Origin of the sequence: Oribacterium sp. oral taxon 078 str. F0262 (genome assembly GCF_000160135.1) — a bacterium.
Taxonomy (GTDB): domain Bacteria; phylum Bacillota; class Clostridia; order Lachnospirales; family Lachnospiraceae; genus Oribacterium.
In genome coordinates this window covers 336,821-359,580 of sequence record NZ_GG729935.1, presented here as the reverse complement: position 1 = coordinate 359,580, position 22,760 = coordinate 336,821, and the positions used below count along the sequence as shown (strand labels likewise).

General features: G+C 57.4%; 19 protein-coding genes. 14 read left to right on the top strand and 5 right to left on the bottom strand.

Annotated elements, in window-relative coordinates; all coding sequences use genetic code 11:
* Positions 1 to 11 precede the first annotated feature (11 nt).
* Positions 12 to 962: an ABC transporter permease gene (locus tag GCWU000341_RS09050; protein ID WP_009215648.1), complete on the bottom strand. Its 951-nt coding sequence runs from the start codon at positions 960 to 962 to the stop codon at positions 12 to 14.
* Positions 963 to 1,597: 635 nt separating this feature from the next.
* Positions 1,598 to 3,211: an ABC transporter substrate-binding protein gene (locus GCWU000341_RS09040; RefSeq protein WP_009215646.1), complete on the bottom strand. Its 1,614-nt coding sequence runs from the start codon at positions 3,209 to 3,211 to the stop codon at positions 1,598 to 1,600.
* Positions 3,212 to 3,694: 483 nt separating this feature from the next.
* Between GCWU000341_RS09040 and GCWU000341_RS09030 the strand changes: the two genes are divergently transcribed.
* Together GCWU000341_RS09030 and GCWU000341_RS09025 are read left to right on the top strand one after the other, a co-directional pair.
* Positions 3,695 to 4,423, top strand: coding sequence for a TlpA family protein disulfide reductase (locus tag GCWU000341_RS09030; protein ID WP_040653949.1), 729 nt, complete (start codon positions 3,695 to 3,697; stop codon positions 4,421 to 4,423).
* A 133-nt stretch (positions 4,424 to 4,556) separates the two neighbouring features.
* Complete coding sequence (locus tag GCWU000341_RS09025; protein ID WP_242651652.1) at positions 4,557 to 5,549, top strand: D-alanyl-D-alanine carboxypeptidase family protein; 993 nt, start codon at positions 4,557 to 4,559, stop codon at positions 5,547 to 5,549.
* Positions 5,550 to 5,652: 103 nt separating this feature from the next.
* On the opposite strand, the gene GCWU000341_RS09020 is transcribed toward GCWU000341_RS09025, so the two are convergent.
* The 3 genes from GCWU000341_RS09020 to GCWU000341_RS09010 all read right to left on the bottom strand — a co-directional run bounded on the left by GCWU000341_RS09020 (position 5,653) and on the right by GCWU000341_RS09010 (position 10,289).
* Positions 5,653 to 7,431: an ABC transporter ATP-binding protein gene (locus GCWU000341_RS09020; RefSeq protein ID WP_009215642.1), complete on the bottom strand. Its 1,779-nt coding sequence runs from the start codon at positions 7,429 to 7,431 to the stop codon at positions 5,653 to 5,655.
* Entirely contained in the window at positions 7,424 to 9,205 is a 1,782-nt protein-coding gene (locus GCWU000341_RS09015) for an ABC transporter ATP-binding protein (RefSeq protein ID WP_009215641.1), read from the bottom strand. Before GCWU000341_RS09015 ends, GCWU000341_RS09020 begins: the two co-directional genes overlap by 8 nt.
* Positions 9,206 to 9,611: 406 nt before the next feature.
* Complete coding sequence (locus GCWU000341_RS09010; protein ID WP_050761973.1) at positions 9,612 to 10,289, bottom strand: TetR/AcrR family transcriptional regulator; 678 nt, start codon at positions 10,287 to 10,289, stop codon at positions 9,612 to 9,614.
* A 535-nt stretch (positions 10,290 to 10,824) separates the two neighbouring features.
* Between GCWU000341_RS09010 and GCWU000341_RS09005 the strand changes: the two genes are divergently transcribed.
* From GCWU000341_RS09005 to truB, 12 genes are all read left to right on the top strand, one after another.
* Positions 10,825 to 11,619, top strand: a complete 795-nt coding sequence (locus tag GCWU000341_RS09005; protein ID WP_081443190.1) for a gluconate 5-dehydrogenase — start codon at positions 10,825 to 10,827, stop codon at positions 11,617 to 11,619.
* Positions 11,616 to 12,638 carry an asparaginase gene (locus tag GCWU000341_RS09000; protein WP_009215637.1) on the top strand — a complete coding sequence of 341 codons (1,023 nt, stop codon included), beginning with the start codon at positions 11,616 to 11,618 and terminating at the stop codon, positions 12,636 to 12,638. Before GCWU000341_RS09005 ends, GCWU000341_RS09000 begins: the two co-directional genes overlap by 4 nt.
* Positions 12,635 to 13,315 carry a response regulator transcription factor gene (locus GCWU000341_RS08995; RefSeq protein WP_009215636.1) on the top strand — a complete coding sequence of 227 codons (681 nt, stop codon included), beginning with the start codon at positions 12,635 to 12,637 and terminating at the stop codon, positions 13,313 to 13,315. Before GCWU000341_RS09000 ends, GCWU000341_RS08995 begins: the two co-directional genes overlap by 4 nt.
* Before the next feature lie 32 nt (positions 13,316 to 13,347).
* The gene (locus GCWU000341_RS12725) at positions 13,348 to 14,670 is read left to right on the top strand and encodes a sensor histidine kinase (RefSeq protein WP_009215635.1); all 1,323 of its coding nucleotides are present in this window, start codon (positions 13,348 to 13,350) and stop codon (positions 14,668 to 14,670) included.
* A gap of 156 nt (positions 14,671 to 14,826) precedes the next feature.
* Entirely contained in the window at positions 14,827 to 15,123 is a 297-nt protein-coding gene (gene rimP / locus GCWU000341_RS08985) for a ribosome maturation factor RimP (RefSeq protein WP_009215633.1), read from the top strand.
* The gene (gene nusA, locus GCWU000341_RS08980; RefSeq protein ID WP_009215632.1) at positions 15,120 to 16,454 is read left to right on the top strand and encodes a transcription termination factor NusA; all 1,335 of its coding nucleotides are present in this window, start codon (positions 15,120 to 15,122) and stop codon (positions 16,452 to 16,454) included. Before rimP ends, nusA begins: the two co-directional genes overlap by 4 nt.
* Positions 16,447 to 16,722, top strand: a complete 276-nt coding sequence (gene rnpM / locus GCWU000341_RS08975) for an RNase P modulator RnpM (protein ID WP_009215631.1) — start codon at positions 16,447 to 16,449, stop codon at positions 16,720 to 16,722. The genes nusA and rnpM overlap by 8 nt, the downstream gene beginning before the upstream one ends.
* Positions 16,712 to 17,050: a L7Ae/L30e/S12e/Gadd45 family ribosomal protein gene (locus GCWU000341_RS08970; RefSeq protein WP_036599552.1), complete on the top strand. Its 339-nt coding sequence runs from the start codon at positions 16,712 to 16,714 to the stop codon at positions 17,048 to 17,050. The genes rnpM and GCWU000341_RS08970 overlap by 11 nt, the downstream gene beginning before the upstream one ends.
* Before the next feature lie 220 nt (positions 17,051 to 17,270).
* Positions 17,271 to 19,751 carry a translation initiation factor IF-2 gene (gene infB, locus GCWU000341_RS08965; protein WP_009215629.1) on the top strand — a complete coding sequence of 827 codons (2,481 nt, stop codon included), beginning with the start codon at positions 17,271 to 17,273 and terminating at the stop codon, positions 19,749 to 19,751.
* The gene (gene rbfA / locus GCWU000341_RS08960; RefSeq protein WP_009215628.1) at positions 19,748 to 20,167 is read left to right on the top strand and encodes a 30S ribosome-binding factor RbfA; all 420 of its coding nucleotides are present in this window, start codon (positions 19,748 to 19,750) and stop codon (positions 20,165 to 20,167) included. The genes infB and rbfA overlap by 4 nt, the downstream gene beginning before the upstream one ends.
* Positions 20,164 to 21,141 (top strand): DHH family phosphoesterase, encoded by a 978-nt coding sequence (locus GCWU000341_RS08955; protein ID WP_009215627.1) that lies wholly within the window; start codon positions 20,164 to 20,166, stop codon positions 21,139 to 21,141. Before rbfA ends, GCWU000341_RS08955 begins: the two co-directional genes overlap by 4 nt.
* A complete protein-coding gene (gene truB / locus GCWU000341_RS08950) occupies positions 21,142 to 22,752 on the top strand; it encodes a tRNA pseudouridine(55) synthase TruB (protein ID WP_009215626.1) in 1,611 nt (536 codons plus the stop codon).
* The last annotated feature ends 8 nt before the right edge of the window (positions 22,753 to 22,760 follow it).

The window sequence follows — 22,760 nt, the reverse complement described above, 5'->3', positions numbered from 1 at the left end:
GCTGTGAAGATTCAGGTGGAACGGATTCTCGGGTCGACGATCGAGTAGAGGATATCGGAGAGGAGATTCCCTAGGATGACGAGCGAGCCGGAGAGCACGAGGACCGACATGACGATCGGGTAGTCCATCGCCTGGACGGCCTTTACGAAGTAGCTTCCGATGCCGGGCCAGGAGAAGACGGTCTCTGTGATGACGGCGCCGGTCACAAGGAGCGGGAGCGCCATGCCGAGCTTCGTGATGAGAGGAATCAGGACATTCCGCGCCACATGGCGGAAGAGAATTTCGGAGCGGCCCGCGCCGAAGGCCTTCTGAACGAGCACATAGTCCTCCTTCCACTGTCCGATCGCGGAGGAGCGGACGAAGCGGGTTAAGTCCGGAAGGAAGGAGAAGATCAGGACGAGGTAGGGGAGGAGGAAATGCCGGAGCAGGTCCGGGAGAGATTTTTCCATCCCAACGGTGTGCATCCCGAGGATGGGGAGGAGCTTCATCCGATAGCCGAAGGCATAGATCAGGAGCATGGCGAACCAGAAGGTCGGGGTGGCGATCCCGATGGAGCAAAAGCCGTCGATCAGCTTATCCGGCCACTTCCCCCGGCGGGATCCCGCGAGGAGGCCGAGCGGGATCGAGAGGAGATAGGCTGTGAGATAGGAGGGGAGCATCAGAAGGATCGTGTTCGGGATCCGGATCAGAAGATCATATTTGATGCTGGTATGCGAGAGGAGGGAGTAGCCGAAATTTCCGTGCAGGAGATTGTTCAGCCAGCGGAGATACTGTACGGCGACCGGATCGTTCAGGCCGTAGGATTCCCGTATCCTGTCGATCTCTGCCTGGCTCATATCCGGCCTCGTGAGAGCATCCACCGCGTCGTAGGGGGCAAGCTTCATAAGGACGAAGCAGATCACCGTGATCAGGAGCAGAAGCGGGACCGCCTTCAGGATTCGCTTCGCGATGTATTTTGCCATGTCGTTCTCCTCCGGATTTCTTCTGTTCTTCTGTTTTTCGATGCTCTTTTGTCTTTTCCGTCTGACTCACTGCTCTTTTCCATCGGATATCGTGGCAAAAGACGGCATGTGTGCAGGAAAGTCCCACGCGGAAGCGGATATTTCCCGCAGCCTGTCCTCCGCTTTGGAACCCTGTGCAGTATCTCTGACGCCGCTTCCGGGGAAGGGCTGCCGTCCTGGCGGCCCTTCCCCGGAAGCGGTGAGACAGCGCGCAGAGGCTAAGGCAAAGGGAAAATATCCCGGCTTGGCTCCGGCGCAGCGCACAGCTCCTGCGCCGGAGGCCCGGGTTTTGTCTCAGGCTCAGTGAGCTTAGCCGGTATCGCGCTGTTGCTTAAGGATAGCTCAAGAGGCTCCGTTTTGTTTCAGACTTAGTGGGCTTTAGCCGGTATCGCGCTGCCGCCTAAGGATAGCTCAAGAGCCTCCATTTTTATAGTCGCAGTGGGCTTTAGCCGGTATCGTGCTGTCGCCTAAGGATCACTCAAGAGTTTCCGTTTCGTTTTAGACTCAGTGGGTTTAGCCGGTATCGCGCTGCCCGCCTAAGGATAGCTCAATGGTCCCTGTTTTGTTTTTGGCTCAAGCTTTTAGCTGAGCTGGCATCAGGAGGCGATAGAGAGCTTTGAGAGGTCGTTAAAGGTATAGATCGGTACCAGTCCGGCCTCTTCGATGCCATGGACCTTCTGATTTGCGACCAGGATCTTCAGGTTGGAGCCGAAGGGATAGAAGATCGCCTCCTCCTGAATTTTCTGCTGGATGGTATTATAGAGCTCCTTCCGCTTCGCCTCGTCCCTTTCCATGTCGGCCTCTCTCCAGAGCTTGTCGATCTCGGGGGCGTCGAAGTTATAGTTATTGTCCTTATCCTTCGAGAAGAGCTGGGAGAAGGTACTCGGGTCGATGCCCATGATATAGCCTCCGAGCAGGATATCATAGTCGCCGTTTTGCTTGTCCTTTTCGACCTTGGTGAGCGCCGCGCCGTCCAGCGGGTTCAGCTCGAGATCGATCCCGGCTTTCTTCAGCTCTGACTGGATGGTGAGGGCCTGTCTCTCGACCTCGTCGGTATTGATGTAGGCGATCTTCAGCTGCTTCGCGCCGTTTGCCGTGAGCTTTTTCGCGAGCTCGACATCGTGGTCGAACTTCTCCACATCGGGATTATAGTAGGCGCTGACATTGGGGAGGAAGCTGTAGGAGACGCTGTAAAACTCCGGATCGGAATAGGCGGCCTGCAGGATTTCATTTCGATCTACGGCGTGGAGAATCCCCTCCCGGTAGGATTTGTCCTGCATCTTTTTGCTGGCCGTATTGAGCCTCATATAGGCGACACGGCCCTCGGAGTAGGTGTAGATCTTGAACGCGGGGTTGTCCTTATAGGGCTTTAAGAGGTCCGGGAGAGCGGACCAGGCGTCGATCTCTCCGTTTTGCAGAGCGAGAGTCGCGGTGTCGTCACTTTCCACGATCTTATAGATTAGGGTTTCGATCTGGGGCTTTCCGAGGACGGAGTTCTCATTCGCCTTGAATTTCAGATACTGGCCGGTCATGTAGCTGTCCAGAGTATAGGGCCCGGAGCAGACCGGCTTCTCTTCCAGGAGGTTCACGTCGAAATTCCCCTTCTTCTCGTAGTAATGCTTCGGGAGAATGAAGGTCTCCGCGGAGAGGAGCTCGAAGACGGAGGAGGATGGGACCTCTGTCGTGAAGCTGAGCGTATGCTCGTCGATCTGATTCATCTCGATGGCTTTTCCGTTTATGAAGAGGTTCTGATCCTGCTTATTGTGGGAATCGATCGTATAGAAGACGTCGTCCGCGGTGATGGGCTCGCCGTCGGACCATTTGAGGCCGTCATTCAGAACGAGGGTCCAGGTCTTTCCGTCCTCGCTCGCTGTCATGCTCTTTGCGAGAATATAGTCGACGTTTCCATCTGGGTGGATGTAGTAGAGGGGGGCGTAGAGCGCCTTCATGGTCATAAGACCGTAGCGGTCGTCCACTGTAAGGACATTGATGGTATTTCCGGTATCCCCCTTGATCGCGTAAGTGAAGCTCTGGGAGTCCGCGGATGCGCTTTTCTCCTCCCCACTCTCGGAAGCCTTCGAGTCCGCCGCGCTTTGATCCGCCTGGGCGGCAGTGGTGGCTTTCTCCTCCGTGACGGCATTCCCACAGCCTGTCAGCATAAGGAACGCGGCGGAGAGCGAAAGGAGAGCGGCGATGCTTTCTTTTTTCATAATTCCTCCTGAAAACAAAAAATGACAGCGGCTTTTAAAACATTTTAAGGAAAGACTGATACAATCGATAAATTTATGTGCCGGGGCACGGTGAATCAATCAGAATTCCCTGAAAATACCTTAGGAAAAACGAGGGGAAAGTCAAGGCGGGGCATATTGCAAAATGATATAAGAGGGATGAGATATCGTGATTTCAAATTACTGTTTTCATGCAAGTACGACGTAGAGTCGGGACTTTATGAGGCTGAGGTGAGGGATGATCGCGGGGTTTCACCCCGCTTCATGCTCATGAAGGGGCGTGCCATGAGGTCCCGCATCCTCTGCCGTGCAAGCACGCCGCGGAAACGGGACTTTATGGCACTGGGATCAAAATTCTCTGGCGTTTTTGGAGGGGAATAGGATATGATGGAAAGGGAAAGGCGGAGTGTTTTCCGCTTGACCTGGTTCTGAAGTGGATTTTGATAGGGTAAAGGAGGATATGAATTGAAAAGACAGGGTTGGATGAGAGGGAGGCTTGCGGCAGCGGCGGTTCTTTCGCTGCTTTTCATCTTCTGCCTTTCTGCCTGTGGGCAGAAGTCTTCCGGCGGAGCGGAGACATCCGGCGGAAAGGCAGCGGCGGAGGCGTCTTCGGAGAAGGATGCGGCGGGGAGTGAGAAAGCGGAGCCCTCGGAGGGAGAGAAGGGAAAGGGGAAGGAAAGCGGAAAGGATGCTTCCTCATCCGGGTCCGGGGAAGGGCAGGAAAAGAAGGAGGACAGCGCAGAGAAAAAGGGGAGCTCTCTTCATTTTACTTCGACGGATATCGACGGAGGGGAGATCTCGGATTCGATCTTTTCTGAGAAGGATCTCACCGTACTGAATGTCTGGGGAACCTTCTGCGGGCCCTGCATCCGGGAGATGCCGGAGCTTGCGGAATGGGATCAGGAGCTTCCGGAGAATGTGCAGCTTCTCGGGCTTGTCGGGGATATCAACGGGCCGGAGGATTCGGAGCATATTGAGCTTGCGAAAAAAATCATGGAGCAGTCCGGTGTGAAATTCCGCCAGATCGTCCCAAACGAGGAGCTGATCCCGATGCTCGGCACGGTGGCGGCCGTCCCGACGACTTTTCTCATCGACAAGGAAGGAAATTTCGTCGGAAAGCCCATCGTCGGAGCGAGGGTCAGCGCGTATAAGGAAGCGGTGGAGGAGTATTTGAAGTCGAAAAGCGGATCGTAAGACTTTCGTCGCTTGCCAGGAGAGAGAAGAGACCGTATCATGTTCCCCGTAGGAGTCAATCTTTGGGGATCCTTGCAGGGTTCCAACGGATGCCGGGACTTCGGCATGAATGTATCAAAGACGGGATGGGGAAATGAAGAGAAGAATGAGATATGCCGCGCTTTTTCTCGCGGGTGCGATACAGTTTTCGTCGATGCTTGGAGGGGCGAATATTGCCTTTTCGGAAAATTTGACCGGAGCTGCGGAGAGTGGGACGTCGGAGAGCAGGACGGGGGTCGTTTCCGCCGCTTCTCCCTCCGACAGCGCATCGGCGAATCTCTCCGGGCTTCAGCCGGATTCGGATTCCGCGGCGATCGGGGATCTCATCAATAGTCAGTATGCCGTGGTCTACGATCTGGACCGGGGCAGGATTATCGCAGACAAGAACTCATCGGAGGTCATTAACCCGGCGTCTATGACGAAGGTCATGACGCTCCTGGTCTGTGCGGAGCATCTCCCGGACCTGGATAAGAGGCTTACAGTGACGCAGGACATCGTCGATTATGTTCACGCGCATGATGCGAGCAACTGCGGCCTGGAGGCGGGGGAGCAGATTTCGGTGCGGGACCTCCTCTACGGTGTTATCCTCCCCTCCGGAGCGGATGCGGTGATGCTCCTCTCGAGAGAGATCGCGGGGAGCGAGGCGGCCTTTGTCGGGCTGATGAATCAAAAGGCGCGGGAGCTCGGGCTCTCTTCCGGTGCGCATTTTTCCAATGCGACCGGGCTCTACGATCCGAATCACCATATGACGGTGAAGGATACCGCGGAGATCCTGAACGCCGCAATGAAGAATCCGACCGCGCGCACCGTGCTGGAGAGCTTCGAGTACAGTATTCCGGCGACGAATAAGCACGCGGCGGGGATACGGCTCTCCAATCTTTTCCTGAAGAGGATCAAGGGGCAGGATACGGGCAGAGTATCCGTCACGGCGGCAAAGACCGGCTATGTGCGTCAGTCCATGTTCTGCGCGGTGAGCTCCGGGGTTTCCGAGAGTGGAAAGCACTATCTTGTCGTGAGCGGATTTGCTTCCAGCACCTGGCAGTGCATCGCGGATCAGGCGGCGCTCTATCGGAGCTATTGCCGCTGACGGGGATTCCATTTCGGCCTGCCGCCCTGCCGCTTTGCCGGTCCATAAGTTGGACCGACATGGCGGCAGGGAAGGCGGCAAAGATCAGTCGTCTGAGAGCCGTCTAAGACTCGACTTCTCTTTGAGAAGTGGTCAGCTCCGATCCTGAGCCGAGCCTCCAGCCGACCGCTTCTTTGCGGGAGCGGATAAAGCTTTGGTAGATTCCTTCTTCCCGGATCAGTTCTTCATGAGTTCCTCTCTGGACCACCTTCCCCTTATCGATCACAAAGATGCAGTCGGCATTTCGCACGGTCTTTAAGCGGTGTGCGATCATCAGGATGGTCTTTTCCTTTGTGAGAGCCTGAATCGCATTCATGAGCTCTCTTTCGTTTTCCGGGTCCACATTCGCGGTCGCTTCGTCCAAAATGATGATGGGAGCGTCCTTCATGATTGCTCTTGCGATGGAGATTCGCTGTCTCTGTCCGCCGGAGAGGCTTGCGCCGCCTTCTCCGATGATCGTCTCGTAGCCGTCCGGGAGTGCGGAGATGAAGTCGTCGCAGCAGGCCTTTTTCGCCGCGGCGATGACCTGCTCCATCGGGGCATCCGGCTGACCGAAGCGGATATTATTTGCGATGCTGTCTCGGAAGAGGTAGACCGTCTGGAATACGAAGCTGAAATTGGACATGAGGGAGTCCATGCTGTATTTCTTTACATTGGTCTGATCCAGGAGGATCTCTCCGGAATCCACATCCCAGAAGCGGGCGATCAGGTGGCAGAGTGTCGTCTTTCCGCCGCCGGACGGGCCCACGAAGGCGGCGGTGGATTTCTCCGGGATGGAGAGGCTTGTGTCGTCCACGACCTTTTTGCTTCCATAGGAGAAGTCGACATGCTTTAATTCGATGTTTTCGCTCGCCGGGCGCCGGTCCTCTCCGTGAATGTCCATCTCCGGGACGGACAGGATCGCCTCTGCCTTATCCACGCTCTGGTCAATGAAGCGAAGGAGGGCGGAATAATTTCCCGCGGATTCCAGGGCAGAGAAGAGGATGAAGGAAGCGATCAGCATGACGATTCCCGTCGCGGGCTCCATGGAGCCGTCCAGGACAAAGCGGAGCGAGAGCGCCGCGATGAGGACGCCGACCATTTTGATCAGCCAGCTCTGGAGCCAGAGGATGGGAATCAGGGCAAATTCCATCCGGATATTGGTATCCGCGGAATGATTGATCGCCTCCGAGAGCCTCCGGTTTCCCTCCGGGCCGATATTGTAGCTTTTTGCCTCCGCGATGCCGCGGATAAATTCCAGGATCTGGCTCACAAGGGCGGAGTCCGCGTGGATCTTTTCTGCGGAGATGGAGGAAGCTCTGTGCTGGAGGAAACGGTTGATGAGGAGGAAGAGGAGGAGGCCGAGAAGCGAGACCGCCCCGATCCGGATATCGAAGGAGAGAAGCATCGCGGTGATGAGAGCGGATTCCAGGATGCCCTGCGTTGAGAGAAGGACTACTCTCGTTGCGATATCTCCGAGAAGCTCCATGGTATTGGTCGTGACGCTTGTAATCTCCCCCAGGGAGTTTTGATTGAAGTAGCCCATGGGAAGGTAGCGGAGATGGCCGGCGATCTCCATCCGTTTATCGGCGCTCGTCGTATAGCCCGCCTCCGTCTGCAAAAAGGTGCCCCTTCCGCTGGACAGGATCTGAAGAGCCACTCCCAGTACGAGGACAGAGAGAGAGAGGAGCAGGGTATTGCTGTCGAGACTTTTGCCCAGAACGCCCCGGACGATGAGGTAGATCGCCGGAATCCGGAGGGCCTGTCCGAAGGCGCTGACGACTCCCAGGATGATGGAGAGGGTGAAGCGCCGGTGGTTCTCTTCTCCGGAAAAGCGAAAGAACTTTTGAAGAATTTTAAGCATGGTCTGTCTCCTCTCTGTCCGTATCCCGGGAGGAAATGTGGGCCTCCCACATCCTCCGGTAGAGCTCGCTCTCCCGGAGAAGCTCCTCCTGCGTGCCGCAGGCTCTGAGGCAGCCGTCCTCGATCAGGGCGATCTGATCCGCGTCCGCAATGGTGGAGAGGCGGTGGGCGATGACGATCAGGGTTTTCCCCTTTATGACCTGAGCGAGGGATCTTTGAATCAGCGCTTCATTTTCCGGATCCGTATAGGCGGTCGCCTCGTCCAGAATGATGATCTCCGCGTTTTTCAAAAGGGCGCGGGCGATGCAGATCCTCTGCTTCTCGCCTCCGGAGAGCTGCCCGCCGGAGTCCCCGGCAATCGTGTCGTAGCCCTTTTCCAGCCCCAGGATGAAGTCGTGGCAGCCGCACTGCTTCGCGGCCTCCTCCACCTCCTCGTCCGTCGCGCCCCTTCGGCCCATGCGAATATTTTCCCGTATGCTTGTGTTGAAGAGGTAATTGTCCTGGGAGACATAGGCGACGCGGCGGTTGTAATCCTCGAAGGAGATTTTCCGGATGTCCGTCCCTCCCAGGAAGATTCCGCCCTCATTCACGTCCCAGAGGGATGCGATCAGGCGGGCGATCGTGGATTTCCCGGAGCCGGAGGGGCCGACCAGAGCATTGACGGTCCCCGGGAGGAAGGCGAGGTCAATCCCGTGCAGGATCTCCTGCCCCTTCTCATAGGAGAAGTGCACATCTCTCAGGACGATGCCGCTGTTTTTGGGCTCTTCCTCGGTCTTCATAGGACGGTGCATCTCTGTTCTTCCGAGGATTTCTCCCACCTCGTCAAAAATCGTCCTGGCCTTTGCGATATCGTCCTCAAAGGACATGACGGTGAAGAGCGGGGCGATCAGGCCGGAGGCGAGGATGATCACCATGATGAAATCCGGCGCGGACAGAAGCCCGCGGAGATATAGGATTCCGCCGAGCGGGAGGATGGTGAGCATGGTCGCCGGTACGATCGAGCGGGCCGCCGCAAAGTACCAAAGCGTGCTCTTCATCCAGTCGATATAGCAGTAGGCTCCGTCCTTTGCGGCCTTTTCGAACTTCTCGTAGGAGCTGTCCGCTTTTCCGAAGGCCTTGATGACCTCGATTCCATTGATGAATTCGACGGCGGCGTCATTTAAGAGCTTCGTCTTCTCAATGCAGTTTTGCCAGCGCTCCGTATAGCCCCGCATCATCCCCATCATACAGATCACGCCGACGGGGAGGGTTAAGAGGGAGGCGATCGCCATCCTCCAGTCAATGCGGAGGAGATAGAGGAAGAGGAAGAACGGCACGGCGAGATTTGCCGTAAATTCCGGAAGGATGTGGGCGAGTGTCGTCTCCATGGAGTCTACGCGGTCCACAATGATGCTCTTTAAGGAGCCGGAGGGGATGGACTGAACGTCCCCAAGGGGCATCCTCGTGAGCTTTTCACAGAGGGCCTTTCGGATATTTCCAAGGACAGAGAAGGTCGCCTTGTGAGAGCAGGATGTGGAAATAGAGTGGAGCAGAGTCCGGAGCGTCCAAAAGAGCGCCGCGAGGATGAAATCCATCTGATAGGCGGAAAATGAGCTCTCTCCGGACAGGAGCTTTTTGACCACGCGGGCCATCATATAGTAGGGTGCCATACTGAGAAGCGCCCCGAGTAGGGCGGTTCCCACGCTGAGCTGATAGAGTACGCGCCTTGTACTTGCATAGCGCATGATCCAGGATATCAGCGAGCTTTTCTTTCGTTCTGACGAAGCTTCTTTCATTGTCGATATCTGCCTTTCTTTCTCCAGCCGTTTTTTGCCTTTGGCCTTTACTGGCTTCGCGCGGGTTGCCTTCGCCCGGTCGTCTATGAGCTTTCCGATGTGCTGGCCGGAAAGCTGCCGGCTTCGCGCGGGTTGCCTTCACCCGGGTTTTGATGCTTCTGCTTCGAGTCGCATTTCACAGCGTGTGAACAGAGGCTTCGAAGGGCACGGGCGCGGAGGACTTTGATTCCCCGCGCGGAGCTCTCCACAAGACCTGAGGATTTTATGTTTCGAAGCGCACAGGCGCGGGGAACTTTGATTCCTCTTGGGCCGCTGTCAAAAATGCGGCATGAGCAAAAGCGCGGACGCGGCGAAGTGACGCGCGAAAGCTATCTTTACGGTGCGGTCAAAGGATGCGGCCTGGAATTCATTTCTTTGTGCCTTTTGCGTTTTTTGTGTCCCCTCCCTCCCGGGGCAGCATCGCCTCTCCGAGCAGCTCCCGCCAGCCGGCGGTGTAGAAGCGCTGCAGCTGGAGGAGACAACGGAGCGCCTCCTCATAGGGGATATCGTGGATAATCAGCTCCGTGAAGGAGCTGAAGAGTCCCGTGGTCAGGCTGTGCTTTAGAAGCGGGTTGATCTCGGGCTTTTGGTAGCCGTGCTTTTCGCTGAGGGAGAGGAAGTCCTCCGTAGAGCGCTCCTCCGTCTCAACCATGTCATCTACCAGGTGGGAATAGGGAGTTCCGTCGGATTTCAGCAGGATCAGGCGGAAGATCTCCAGATTCTCGAAGGCATAGCGGAGCATCCATTCGAGACAGTCCTCCGAGACCTTTTTCATTTCCGCTCTCTGCCTTTCCAGGGGAAGGAGAGAGAAGTCCTCCTGCACCTTCCGGTAATGATCCCGCATCTCACGGTATTCCTTCTCTACGAGAGCGGAAAAAAGCTCCTCCTTACTTTTAAAATAGCCGTAAAAGGCCCCCGTCGTAACGCCCGCCTCCTTTACGATATTCCGAAGAGAGGCGGCCTGATAGCCCTTTTCCTGAAATTCCGAAAGAGCGCTCTTTCGGATTCTGTCCAGAGTATCTGAGTGCGGCTGAAAATCCTCCATGAAGATCCTCCAAAGTGATAAATGAAGAGATGTAACAGTGTTATATAACAACGTTATGATAAGCTCTCCCAAAGTCTTTGTCAAGAAAAAGAGGCGGCCTTCCCGGCTTAAGCGGAAGGAGGGCCTTTCTTGACGCTTATGGAGCTTTCGGGCTATACTTAGCGGTGATATGCCGCTGTCTTTTCCGCCGCCTTTTTCGCCGCCTTTTTCGCCGCCTTTTCTGCCGCCATGTCGGTCCAACGCAGGACGCTCTCGCTCCGGCTGCCGCGGCCAGAGCGCAGAAGTCTGCCATCAGGCAGACTCGGAGCGTACTTGACCACTTCTCAGAGAGAAGTGTCTCCCGAAGGGAGATCGGCTGAAGCCTCCCGGGCGAAGCCGAGTCCTTAAACGCCGGGGCGGCAGACGGCCTGCTTATGGACCGGCAAAGCGGCGGGGCGTGCGCGGACAGGCAAGCGGAGATTGTTTTCGCCGGGATGGTTTTTCGGCAGAGGGAAGTGGAATCGGATTTTCAGAAGGAGTTGCTATGAGCTTTTCTATGGATAGTTTTTCCCTGAAGGGGAAGGTCGCTCTTGTCACCGGGGCCTCGCACGGCATCGGCTTTTCGATCGCGGAGGCCTATGTGCGGGCCGGCGCGCTGCTCTACTTCAACGCAAGCAGTGAGGAGCGTGTCAGGGAGGCGAAGAAGAGCTATGAGGAGGCGGGCATCGCCGCGGAGGGCTTCGCCTGCGATGTGAGGGACGAGGAAGCCGTGCGGGATATGGTCGCAAGGATCGAGGAGAAGCACGGCGCGGTCGACATCCTCGTAAACAATGCGGGAATCATCAAGAGAGTGGCGATGACGGAGATGAGCGCGGAGGATTTCCGCGCGGTGGTGGATACGGATCTGACGGCGCCCTTCCTCGTCGCAAAGGCGGTGCTGCCCGGTATGATCCGGAAGGGGCACGGAAAGATCATCAATATCTGCTCCATGATGTCGGAGCTTGGCCGGGAGACCGTCTCCGCTTACGCCGCTGCGAAGGGGGGGCTTAAGATGCTGACCCGGAATATCTGCTCGGAGTACGGATCTTATAATATCCAGTGCAACGGCATCGGGCCGGGCTATATTGCGACCTCTCAGACGGCGCCGCTTCGGGAGAGGCAGGCGGACGGCTCGCGGCATCCCTTCGATCGCTTTATCTGCTCCAAGACGCCAGCGAACCGCTGGGGGACGGTGGAGGATTTGCAGGGACCGGCGGTCTTTCTCGCCTCTGACGCCTCCGACTTTGTAAACGGGCAGATCCTCTATGTCGACGGGGGCATCCTCGCCTATATCGGAAAGCAGCCCGAATGAAGAAAATCCTTCTGATCGGGACAGGGGGGACGATCGCGTCGAGGCAGCTGGGAGAGGGACTGAGTCCGGCTCTGAGTGCTCCGGAGCTTCTTCGTTATGTGCCGGATGTCCGGAGCTTCTGCGAGGTCGATGTGCTGCAGCTTTGCAACATTGATTCCACGAACATGGAGCCCTCGATCTGGTGCGCTCTCGCTGCGGCAATCCGGGAGCATTACGACCGTTACAACGGCTTTGTGGTGACGCACGGCACCGACACGATGGCATATACCTCCGCGGCGCTGAGCTATATGGTGCAAAATTCCAGGAAGCCGATCGTGATCACGGGTTCACAGAAGCCGATTGACACAGACGGCACGGATGCGAAGCCGAATCTCCGGGACAGTCTCTTCTACGCCTGTGACGGGCTTTCGGAGGATGTCTCGCTCGTCTTCGACGGGAATGTGATCGCGGGGACGCGGGCGAAGAAGATGATGGCCCGTTCCTTTAATGCCTTTTACAGCGTGAATTTCCCGGTGCTTGCGAGAATACAGGACCGGCACATCATCCGCTATATCCCTCCCTCTCCTCCGCGGGGTCCGCTTTCCTTTCAGGAGGAGCTCAGCGATTCCGTCTGCGTCATGAAGCTGATCCCCGGCGCCCGCCCGGAGATGCTCGGCTATCTCTTCGAAAATTACGACTGCATCGTCATGGAGAGCTTCGGAGTCGGTGGGATTCCGGAGCGGATGCTCGAGAAGTTCTATTCGGAGATGGAGCGCTGGAGGGAGAAGGGAAAGTTCATCGTCATGGCGACGCAGGTTGTGAATGAAGGCTCGAACATGGAGATCTATCAGGTCGGGCAGAAGGTGAAGCAGGACTTCAAGCTGATCGAGGCCTATGATATGACGCTGGAAGCGACGATTACGAAGCTCATGCTGCTCCTTAAACGCTATCCCTCTTCCTATGAGAAGCTTCGGAGGGAGTTTTACCGGGAGGTAAACCACGATATCCTCTGCGCCTTTGAGGAAGGAAGCATGCAATGAAGATACTGGTGATCGAGGATGAGTTCTTGCTTTCGGAATCGGTGAAGTCGATCCTCACAGAGCATGGCTTCGAGGCGGATACGGTTTCGGACGGGGCGGAGGGGCTTATTTATGCAAAGAGCGGCGCCTATGATCTTCTGATCCTGGACGTGATGCTCCCCGGCATGAATGGAATCGCCCTGGCGAGACAGCTCCGGAAGGAGCGCTGCGGGATGCCGATCCTGATGCTGACCGCCCGCTCGGAGCTTCTGGACCGGGTGGAGGGCCTGAATGCGGGCGCGGATTATTATCTCACAAAGCCCTTTGACGAGAGGGAGCTGATGGCCTGTGTGAATGCGCTCCTCCGAAGGCAGGGAGCGGAGGTGAATCAGCTTTCTTTCGGAAATACCAGCCTGGACCTGGACAGCGGAACGCTCCTCTGCGGGGAGAGGGAGCTTCGTCTCTCCGCGAGGGAATTCGATGTGATGCGGCTTTTGATGCAGGCAAAGGGCAAAAATCTCCGAAAGGAGCAGATCCTGTCCCGGGTCTGGGGCTTTGACTCCGAGGCGACGGAGAATCATGTGGAGGTCTATGTGGGCTTCCTCCGGAAGAAGCTGAAGAGCATCGGCTCGGATCTCAGCATCGTCTCGGTCCGAAGGCTCGGCTATCATCTGGAGAGCTCCTCGGAGGGAGGCTGATAGGGGACAGCTATCGGTATAGGAGAAGGGATATGATACGAAGGCTTCGCTTCCGCCTGACAGCGCTTCTCATGGGGACCTGCACCCTCCTTTTGCTGATCCTTTTTTCTCTGATCTTCGGTCTCACAAGGCAAAGGCTGATGCAGGAGGACCGGGAGATACTGGAGAGGGCGGCGGAGCTTCCTCTGAGGGGGCCGGAGGAGAAGGGGGATCCTTCCCGGCTTCCGGCAGTCCGGGTGCTGGTGGATGAAGACGGGACCATACTTAAGAGGAGCGGGGCAGACTATTATTACGTTTCAGAGGAGGATCTCAGCAGGCTGATCCGTTTGGCTCTTTCTAAAAAGGAGAGCTTCGGATCGCTGGAGAAAGGAAAGATCCATTATCTCAGAAGGGCTGCGGGAGAGGATGCCCGCTCCGGGAGAGAAGGCCATGAAGAGGAGGATGCCGGAGAGGAGAGAAAGGAAGAGGAAGAGAATGAAGAAGAGGAAGAGCGTCTGATCGTCTTTTCCGACTTCTCTGCCTCGCTTCGGAGCCTGAATGCTCTTCTCCGAAATTGTATCCTGATCGGGCTTTTTGCCCTCCTTTTCTTCTTCCTCCTCTCGTTTTCCTTCGTCCAAAGGGCGGTGAGACCGGTGGAGACGGCCTTTGAGAGTCAGAGACGCTTCGTGTCGGCTGCGTCCCATGAGCTGAAGACGCCGCTCAGCGTGATTCTCAGCAATGCGGAGCTTTTGCAGCGGCGGATCGAGGAATATTCTCCCTCTGGGGAGGATTCGGGGAAGAGGAAGGAGCTTCGGCGCTTCAGTGAAAATATCCTGTCGACCTCGAGGCAGATGCGGGCTCTCACGGAGAATCTTTTAGAGCTTGCGAGAATGGACGGGGAGGACGCGAGACTGTCCGGCTTTGAGACCTTGGACTTCTCAATGCTCGCTTCCGAAGAGGCCCTGCGCTTTGAGGTCCTGTTTTTTGAGAGCGGACGGACTCTTTGCTCCGAGATTCGGGAGGGGATTTTCGTCCTTGGGGCTCCGGTTAGGCTCCGGCAGGTTCTGGACATCCTCCTGGACAATGCGAAGAAATACGGGAGTCCGGGCGGGGAGGTCCGGCTCCGCCTCGGGGCGGAGGGAAAGAAGCTTCTCCTATGCGTGGACAGTCCGGGGAAGGAGCTCAGTCCGAAGGACTGCGAAAAGATCTTCCGCCGTTTTTACCGGGTCGATGAGAGCAGGGGAAGCGGAGGAGGCTACGGCCTCGGGCTTCCCATCGCGGAGAAGATCATCGAATTTCACCGAGGGAGGATCTGGGCAGAGTCCGGAAATGGGAGGAACCGCTTTTTTGTGGAGCTCCCGCGGATCGAGAGATAGGATTTTCGATTGGGCGATGCTCAATGGAGGATGCGAAAAGAGGCGAAAAGGCTTGCATTTTCCCGCTTTTTGTGTTAAGGTTTCCTTGCATGATTGAAACTGGTTGGAAGGAGCAAGCACCGAGCTTGCTCCTTTTGCTTGAGTGGAGCGCGAAAGATGATCACAGAGAAGACGGAAGCTTACCTTCGGGAGGAGCTGGCCCCGTCCCTCGGCTATGAGCTGGACAGCGTGAGCTATACGAGGGAGGACGGAGTGAACTACCTGAGGGTCTTCATTCTGAGAAAAGATGGGGAACCCATGACGACAGACGACTGCGCCGCGGTTTCGAGGCCTCTTTCCAGATGGCTGGATAAGGAGGACTTCATCGAGGATGAGTACGTTTTGGAGGTCTGCTCCCTGGGCTTTAAGGACGAGCCGGAAGGGGGAGAGATACCGGGAGGAGAGAAGGAATGAACACAGAACTGCGTGATGCGCTTGAGCTTTTGGAGAAGGAAAAGGGCATTCCCAAGCAGGCTCTGATCGAGGCGATCGAGCTGTCCCTGCAGACCGCCTGCCGGAATCATTTTGGTTCCGCCGATAATGTGAGAGTCAACGTGGATCCGGAGAGCTGTGATTTTTCCGTCATTGCAGATAAAACTGTCGTTGAAACCGTCTCGAATCCGATCGCGGAGATCGGGCTTTCGGAGGCGAAGCTGGTGGATCCGAAGTATGAGCTCGGGGACATCGTCCAGGTCCCCGTGGATTCCCGCTCCTTCGGGAGGATCGCGACGCAGAACGCAAAGGGGGTCATCGTCCAGAAGATCCGCGAAGAGGAGAGAAGGGTGCTCTACCGGGAGTACTATTCCATGGCGAGAGAGGTCGTGAGCGGAGTGGTGGAGCGGGATACCGGGAGATCCATCATCGTGAACCTCGGGAGAGTGGACGGATATCTTTCGGAGAACGAGCAGGTGAAGGGGGAGGTTCTGAATCCGACGGACCGGATCAAGGTCTATGTCGTCGAGGTTCGGGATTCCCCGAAGGGACCGAGGGTGCTGCTCTCGAGGACGCATCCTGAGCTTGTGAAGAAGCTTTTCGAGGAGGAGGCGCCGGAGATCCGGGAGGGCATCGTCGAGATCCGGGCGATCGCCAGAGAGGCCGGTTCCCGCACGAAGATGGCGGTTCTCTCCAACGACCCGGATGTCGATCCGGTCGGTTCCTGTGTCGGTCTGGACGGGACGAGGGTCAATGCGGTGGTGGAGGAGCTTCGGGGGGAGAAGATCGATATCATAAATTATGATGAGAACCCGGCCTATCTGATCGAGAACGCGCTCTCCCCGGCGAAGGTCATCGCAGTCATTGCGGATCCGGACAATAAGGACGCGATGGTCATCGTGCCGGATACGCAGCTCTCCCTCGCGATCGGCAAGGAGGGACAGAACGCGAGGCTTTCCGCGAAGCTGACGGGCTATAAGATCGATATCAAGTCGGAGTCCCAGGCGCAGGAGCAGGGGATCTTCGATGAGATGGGGATCGACTACCGCGGTGAGGGCGAGGAAGGGGAAGAGGACTACGATTTCCCGGAGGACGACGGAGAGGAGTTCACCGGAGAGTCCGAGCAGGAGGACTTTTCGGAGGACAGCGGAGAGGAAGACCTTTCCGAGAATTCCGAGGAAGGAGCGGATCCCGCGGAGGACAGCGGGGAGGGAAGCGAAAGGGAGTCCATGGAGGAGTCAGAGCCCTCGGAGAATGCCGCTTTAGAAGAGAGAGAGGCGGAGGAGGAGCCGAAGACGGAGGACGATGAATAAGGAAAAGAAAGCGCCGGAGCGCTCCTGCATTGGCTGCGGGGCAAAGAGGGAGAAGAAGGAGCTTCTCCGCGTGCTGCGCAGTCCGGAGGGACTCTGGGAGATCGATCCGACGGGGAGGAAGAACGGAAGAGGGGCGTATCTCTGCCCGGATCCGGAGTGTCTTCGGAAGGCGGAGAAGAGGAGGGGCCTGCAGAAGTCCTTCCGGATGGAAGTTCCGGCGGAGATCTACCGGAGGCTTCAGGAGGAATTGGAAAGACTTGCAAAATAAATTTTCAGGGATCCTGGGGCTCGCAATGAGGGCCGGGAAGGTGAGATCCGGCGAGTTCGCCTCGGAGAAATCGCTGAAGTCGGGGAAGTCGAAGCTGATCCTCGTCTCAGAGGACGCATCAGAGAATACAAAGAAGAAGTTCCGGGACCAGTGCAGGCATCGCGGCGTGCCGATCTATGAAGTGGGGACAAAGAGAGAGCTGGGACACTGGATCGGGAGGGAAGAGCGTTCATCCGTAAGCATTGAGGATGCGGGCTTTTCGGAGCAGATGAAACGAATCTTGGACGGAGGGGAAAGCGAATGGCAGAGAAAAGCAACGAAAATCTGAAAAACGGGGGACGAAGGACGGAGCGGCTCCAAAGAAGAAAAAGCTCGCCGTTGTTTTCCACTCCCAGAACTCGGTCAATCATAAGAATCATCCGCTTGGCGGAAGATTCGGAGAGAGGACGAAAAAGAGCGGCGGAAGGAGCGCGCAGGAGGAAGCGGAGAAGAAGCAGAAGAAGACGCTTTCTCCGAACGGAAGGCCCCTGCCTCCCGGCACCGCCCGTGTGACTCCGCTGAAGGAGCTGAACGAGCAGCAGAGGAAGAGGGAGCAGGAGGAGATCGCCCGCGCCGAGAAGGAGAGAGCGGAGAAGCTCCGGGCGGAAAAGGCGGAAAAAGCGGAGAAGGAGCGGAGCGCCGCGGAGGAGAAGCCGCTCGATGAGAGGGCTGCCGCAGCGAGAGCCGCGGAAAAGGCTGCGGAGAGGGCGCTGGCCCTCGCAAGAGCTGCCGCTGCAAGAGAAAAGGAGGAGAGAGAGAAGGCGAAGGCGAATCCTCCCGCTCCGGCCCGCAGGGCGGGGGAGGAGAGAGGCCGCGCTTCCTCCGGTTACAGCGGGGAGAGAGGCAGTGCTCTCAGGTCCGATCGCGCGCGGAGAACGGCTCCGGGCGGACAGGGACAGAGACCCTTCCGGAATGCGGAGCGGCCGGGAGCCGCGGGCACATCCGGGAGGAGGACTGCGGTTTCCGCGGGTCCCGCTGCGCCGGAGAAGGCCGGGAGCCGTGTAAAGCATGATGCCGCGAGACCGCAGAAGAAGAGCTATGGAAATAAGAGCTTCGAGACCGAGAAGGCCAGCCTTTCCCAGAAGAACCGGAGCAACAGAAAGCAGAATAAATACGGCGCGGCGCAGTCCTATGAGAGGGACGATCAGCTGCAGCACAAGAGCAAGAAGACGGGAAGAGGCGCCTTCATCCGGCCGGAGTATGTGAAGCCGGTGGAGGAGACGATCAAGTCCATCACGCTTCCGGAGACGATCACCATCAAGGAGCTCGCGGACAAGATGAAGCAAAAGTCCGCCGAGATCATCAAAAAGCTCTTCCTCAAAGGGCAGATGGTGACGCTCAATACGGAGCTTAGCTACGAGGAAGCGGAGAACATCGCGGTCGACTACGATATCCTCTGCGAGAAGGAGGAGAAGGTCGATGTCATCGCAGAGCTCGTCCAGGATACGGAGACGGATACGGAGAAGGATCTCCGCCCGAGGCCGCCGGTTGTGGTTGTCATGGGACATGTCGATCATGGAAAGACCTCGATCCTCGACGCGATCCGGAATACCAATGTGACGAGCCATGAGCACGGCGGAATCACGCAGTCCATCGGTGCCTACCAGGTCTTTGTCAAGGTGAACGGGGAGGAGAGGACGATTACCTTCCTCGATACGCCGGGACATGAGGCTTTCACCGCGATGCGGATGCGTGGCGCGCAGGCCACGGATATCGCGGTGCTTGTCGTGGCGGCGGACGACGGCGTCATGCCGCAGACCATTGAGGCGATCAATCACGCGAAGGCCGCGGGGACGCAGATCATCGTCGCGATCAATAAGATCGATAAGCCGGCGGCAAATGTCGATAAGGTCAAGCAGGAGCTGATGAAGTACGATCTCGTGGCGGAGGACTACGGCGGGGACATTATCTGCTGCCCGGTCTCCGCAAAGACCGGAGAGGGGATCGAGAATCTGCTGGAAAATATCGTCCTCGAGGCCGATGTCATGGAGCTTAAGGCGAATCCGGACCGGAAGGCCTACGGTGTCGTCATAGAGGCGGAGCTCGATAAGGGCAGAGGCTCTGTCGCCCGGCTGCTCGTGCAGAAGGGCACGCTCCATGTCGGGGACAGCGTCGCGGCGGGCTCGGCCTACGGAAGAGTCCGGGCGATGATCGACGACAAGGGGCGCAGGATCAAGAAGGCGAGCCCGTCCATGCCGGTGGAGATCCTGGGACTGAACTCCGTTCCGAATGCCGGAGAGATTTTCCAGGTGAAGGACAACGAGAAGGAGGCCAAGGCCTATGCCGACACCTTCGTCTCCGAGGGAAGGCAGAAGCTGGTGGAGGAGTCCCGGAAGAAGGTCTCCCTGGATGCGCTCTTCGATCAGATCAAGGCCGGAGAGCTGAAGGAGCTTCCGCTTGTCATCAAGGCGGATGTGCAGGGCTCCGTGGAGGCGGTCCGCGATTCTCTCGAGAAGATCGAGAACGACGAGGTCCGCGTCCGCGTGATTCACTCCGGAGTCGGTGCGATCAACGAGTCCGATGTGACGCTTGCGAGCGCGAGCAATGCGATCGTGATCGGCTTCGACGTAAAGCCGGATACGACGGCGAAGGAGATCGCGGAGCGGGAGAAGGTGGATATCCGACTCTACAACATTATCTACAAGGCGATCGAGGATATCGAAAACGCCATGAAGGGAATGCTGGCCCCGGTCTACGAGGAGAAGGTGATCGGGCACGCGGTGGTGCGGCAGATCTTCCGCTCCTCCGGAGTCGGCGTCATCGCGGGCTCCTATGTCCTGGACGGCATGGTGCAAAGAGGCGCGAAGGTCCGCATCCATCGGGGCGAGGAGCTTCTCCACGACGGCGTGATCGCCTCCGTGAAGCGCTTTAAGGATGATGTGAAGGAGGTCCGCACGGGCTATGAGTGCGGTCTTGTGATCGAGGGATTCTCGGATCTCAAGGAGGAGGATCAGCTCGAGGTCTACGTGATGGAAGAGGTCAGCCGTTGAGAAAGCAAAGCTTTAAATACCAGAGGAGGAATGAGGATGTGCGGCGGCAGCTCTCCCTCCTCGTCCGGGATGAGCTTAAGGATGCCCGGGTCTCGCCGATGACGAATATCACCGGCGTAGATCTGACGCCGGACCTTCAGTACTGCAAGGTCTATGTCTCCGCGCTCGGCGGAGAGGAGGTCCTCGATAAGACGATGGAGGGCCTTCGGGCCGCGTCGGGATTTCTCCGGAGGGAGCTCGCGAGGAGCTTGAATCTCCGCCATACGCCGGAGCTTTCCTTCGTCGCGGACCGCTCCGCGGAGTACGGCTCCCGCATGGACGCCCTGATCCGAAGGGTTTCCGAGGAGGATCGGAGCAAGCCGGAGGGCAGGCCGGTCAATGAGCAGAACCGCTACGATGAGGATGAGGAGTCATGAAGCAGGAATTTCTCGGCATGCTTGAGGAGGCGGAGACGATCTGCATCCTCGGGCATACCAATCCCGACGGGGACTGCCTGGGCGCAACGCTCGGGCTTTACAATTATATCCGGAGGAATTATCCGGAAAAGGAGGCCTCTGTCTATCTGATGGAGGCGAGCCGGAAGTTTTCCTATCTCCCGGGCTTTGATGAGATCCTTCATCGTCCCTCGGAGAGGAAATATCAGCTCGCCTTCATTTTAGACTGCGCGGGCCCCGAGAGGCTTGGGGACTTTCATATCCTGGCGGAAAATGCGGAGGAGGTCTATGTCGTAGATCATCATAAGACCTCTCTTTCCTCCCCCTTTTTGCACCGGACGATCCTGCCGGATGCCTCCAGCAGCTGCGAGCTCCTCTATGAGCTTTTGGACAAGGAGAAGCTGGACCGGGGGGTCGCTTCCTGCCTCTACACGGGAATCATCCACGACACCGGCGTCTTCAAATACTCCGCGACCAGCCCTCGGACGATGGAGATCGCGGGGAAGCTTATGTCCTATGGGATCGACTTTTCAAATATCATCGATGACAGCTTCTACTTAAGGAGCTATGCCCAGCAGCAGGTCCGGGCCAGGGTTCTCATGGAGAGCGTGCTTTTGCTCGGGGGGAGAGTGATCGCCGGCGTTTTGAGACGGAAGGAGATGCGCTTCTACGGCGTGAATCAAAAGGAGATCGACGGCATCGTCTCAGATCTTCGGGAGACCCGGGGGATGGACGGCGCGGTCTTCCTCTATGAGGTAGCGGACCGGGTCTTCAAGGTCAGCCTGCGATCGAGCAGGAGCTGGCTGGATGTCTCCGAGATCTGCGCGTTTTTCGGCGGCGGAGGACACAAGATGGCGGCCGGCTGCTGCCTTCCGGGGGAGCCGGAGGAGATCCTTGAGAAGCTCTCCCGTGAGATAGAGAAGCAGCTCCCGAAGGGAGAGAGGAGCCGGGGCTAGATGGATGGGATCCTTTCGGTATATAAGGAGGGGGGATGCACGAGCTTCGATGTCATAAGACGGCTCCGCGGTATTCTCTCCGAGAGAAGGATCGGACATGCCGGTACGCTCGACCCCATGGCGGAGGGCGTGCTTCTCGTCTGTGTGGGGAGAGCGACGAAGCTTCTCTCCGAGATCGGCGGGACGGAAAAGGTCTATGAGACAGAGCTTCTCCTCGGGATCACGACAGATACGGAGGATATCACGGGGAAGCTGCTCTCGGAGAGCGAGGTCAAAACGACGGAGGAGGAGCTTAAGGAGCTGCTTTCGACCATGCTCGGAGAGCAGGAGCAGATTCCCCCCATGTACAGCGCGAAGAGGGTCGGGGGAAGGAGGCTCTATGAGCTTGCCCGGGAGGGGAAGGTCTTGGAGAGAAAGCCCTGCGCTGTCGTGATCCATGAGATCGAGATCCTTAAGCTTGAGCTTCCCAAGGTCCGCCTCCGGGTTCGCTGCGGGAAGGGGACCTATATCCGGACGCTCTGCGCGGATATCGGGAGGAAGCTCGGCTGCGGGGCCGTCATGACGGCACTTAAGAGGACGAGGGTCGGGGATTTTTCCCTTGATGAAAGCCATACGCTCTCAGAGATCGAGAGCAGGAAGTCGGAGGGAAGGCTTTCCGAGATCCTGCTCCCGCCGGTCTACTCCTCGGTGGAGACGGTGCTGAGCTTTGGGAAATTTGACGGAGGGCATCTGGGACATCAGCTGATTTTCGATAAGATCCTGGAGATTTCGAGGGAAAAGAAGCTCCGGAGCGTGCTCCTCACCTTTTCGAGGAGCCCGGAGGGAAAGCTCCTCGGGGAAAAAAGGGACAGGATTTCCACAGAGGAGGAGCATCTTTCGAGGCTTCGGAGCCGGGGCTTTGACCGGGTCTTCGAGCTTCCGCTCACGGAGGCCTTTCTCGATATGTCTCCGGAAGCTTTCATCGAAGGGATTTTGCACCGGCAGATGCATGTGAAGGAGCTCGTCGTCGGGGAGGACGCGAGCTTCGGAAAGGGAGCGAGGGGAGATGTCGCACTGCTTCGGCGCTATGCCGAAGCCTTCGGCTATACGGTCCACGCTTTGAAAAAACGGGAGACAGCGGATGAAGGGGGAGAGCTCCAGGTCATCTCCAGCAGTCTGATCCGAAAGGAGCTCTCCCTCGGGAGAGTTTCCAGAGTGAGAGAGCTCCTCGGAAGATATTTCAGCCTCTCCGGGACGGTGGTGCACGGGAAGAGGATCGGCGGGACGCTCCTTCATTTTCCGACCGCGAATCTAAAGCCGAGTCCCGGAAAGCTCATCCCCGCCTTCGGAGTCTATATCGTCCGGGTGCTGAGTGACCAGAGCTTCTACGCGGGCATCTGCAATGTGGGGAATAATCCGACGGTCTCCGCAGAGAACCCGGTCAGTATCGAGAGCTTCCTCCTTCACTTTCAGGGCGATCTCTACGGAAAGAAAATCCGCATCGACTTCATCGAAAGGCTTCGCCCGGAGCTTCGCTTTTCCTCCCTTTCGGAGCTCTCGGAGCAGCTTGAGAGGGACAAGGAGGAGGCGGAATGCTTCCGGGAAAAGCATCCGGAGATCTTTTCTGTATAAGTTCCCGT

What these genes read in the sequence shown, in the direction of transcription:
- GCWU000341_RS09040 (WP_009215646.1), bottom strand. Translation starts at nt 3,211, where the DNA reads ATGAAAAAAGAAAGCATCGCCGCTCTCCTTTCGCTCTCCGCCGCGTTC.
- truB (WP_009215626.1), top strand. Translation starts at nt 21,142, where the DNA reads ATGGATGGGATCCTTTCGGTATATAAGGAGGGGGGATGCACGAGCTTC.
- nusA (WP_009215632.1), top strand. Translation starts at nt 15,120, where the DNA reads ATGAACACAGAACTGCGTGATGCGCTTGAGCTTTTGGAGAAGGAAAAG.
- GCWU000341_RS09025 (WP_242651652.1), top strand. Translation starts at nt 4,557, where the DNA reads ATGAAGAGAAGAATGAGATATGCCGCGCTTTTTCTCGCGGGTGCGATA.
- GCWU000341_RS09015 (WP_009215641.1), bottom strand. Translation starts at nt 9,205, where the DNA reads ATGAAAGAAGCTTCGTCAGAACGAAAGAAAAGCTCGCTGATATCCTGG.
- rimP (WP_009215633.1), top strand. Translation starts at nt 14,827, where the DNA reads ATGATCACAGAGAAGACGGAAGCTTACCTTCGGGAGGAGCTGGCCCCG.
- GCWU000341_RS08955 (WP_009215627.1), top strand. Translation starts at nt 20,164, where the DNA reads ATGAAGCAGGAATTTCTCGGCATGCTTGAGGAGGCGGAGACGATCTGC.
- GCWU000341_RS12725 (WP_009215635.1), top strand. Translation starts at nt 13,348, where the DNA reads ATGATACGAAGGCTTCGCTTCCGCCTGACAGCGCTTCTCATGGGGACC.
- GCWU000341_RS09010 (WP_050761973.1), bottom strand. Translation starts at nt 10,289, where the DNA reads ATGGAGGATTTTCAGCCGCACTCAGATACTCTGGACAGAATCCGAAAG.
- GCWU000341_RS09000 (WP_009215637.1), top strand. Translation starts at nt 11,616, where the DNA reads ATGAAGAAAATCCTTCTGATCGGGACAGGGGGGACGATCGCGTCGAGG.
- GCWU000341_RS09005 (WP_081443190.1), top strand. Translation starts at nt 10,825, where the DNA reads ATGGATAGTTTTTCCCTGAAGGGGAAGGTCGCTCTTGTCACCGGGGCC.
- rnpM (WP_009215631.1), top strand. Translation starts at nt 16,447, where the DNA reads ATGAATAAGGAAAAGAAAGCGCCGGAGCGCTCCTGCATTGGCTGCGGG.
- GCWU000341_RS09050 (WP_009215648.1), bottom strand. Translation starts at nt 962, where the DNA reads ATGGCAAAATACATCGCGAAGCGAATCCTGAAGGCGGTCCCGCTTCTG.
- GCWU000341_RS08995 (WP_009215636.1), top strand. Translation starts at nt 12,635, where the DNA reads ATGAAGATACTGGTGATCGAGGATGAGTTCTTGCTTTCGGAATCGGTG.
- GCWU000341_RS09020 (WP_009215642.1), bottom strand. Translation starts at nt 7,431, where the DNA reads ATGCTTAAAATTCTTCAAAAGTTCTTTCGCTTTTCCGGAGAAGAGAAC.